The sequence below is a fragment of the Chitinophaga sp. RAB17 genome (assembly GCF_052114225.1).
Lineage (GTDB): Bacteria > Bacteroidota > Bacteroidia > Chitinophagales > Chitinophagaceae > Chitinophaga.
In genome coordinates this window covers 1-762 of the sequence record NZ_JBFREI010000045.1, presented here as the reverse complement: position 1 = coordinate 762, position 762 = coordinate 1, and the positions used below count along the sequence as shown (strand labels likewise).

Genomic DNA, 762 nt, shown 5'->3' with positions numbered 1-762 from the left:
TAATATTTTAAGCCTTGTTTTCGATGGTACCGCACCTGTAGTGACAGCAGTAGATGTACCAGCCAATGCCGTGTATAACGAAGGGCAGGTACTCTCCTTCACTGTTCATTTTAGCGAGATAGTTAACGTAACCGGCACCCCATCTCTGAATGTAGTGATAGGCGCCACCACCAGACAAGCCACACTTGTAAGTGGTAGCGGCACCAACGCCTTGCTATTCAGCTACACCGTGCAGAATGGTGATATGGATATGGATGGTATTACAGTTGGAACCTTGACCGGCACTATCCGCGATGCGGCAGGCAATAACGCAGTCCTCACCCTGAATAATGTGGCTAACACTACGGGCGTACTCGTGAATACCACCCTCCCGGCAGTGGTCATTTCTACTACCGCTACTTCGCCGGTAATTGCACCATTTACTGCTACCATTACTTTCAGCGAAGCAATGACTGGATTTACCATTGGAGATATTACCGCTACCAATGCCACATTAAGTGCATTCCAGACAACGGACAATATTACTTACACCGTACTCGCTACACCAACGGCGGATGGCACCGTAACAATTCAGGTACCCGCCAGTGTAGCCGTAAACGTGGGCAATAACCCCAATACCGCTTCTAATATTTTAAGCCTTGTTTTCGATGGTACCGCACCTGTAGTGACAGCAGTAGATGTACCAGCCAATGCCGTGTATAACGAAGGGCAGGTACTCTCCTTCACTGTTCATTTTAGCGAGATAGTTAACGTAACCGGCAC

General features: G+C 48.3%; 1 protein-coding gene. It reads left to right on the top strand.

Going from position 1 to position 762, the window contains the following annotated elements; all coding sequences use genetic code 11:
- A partial coding sequence (locus AB4Z08_RS35780) for an Ig-like domain-containing protein (protein ID WP_441578569.1) occupies positions 1-762 on the top strand: 762 nt, incomplete at both ends.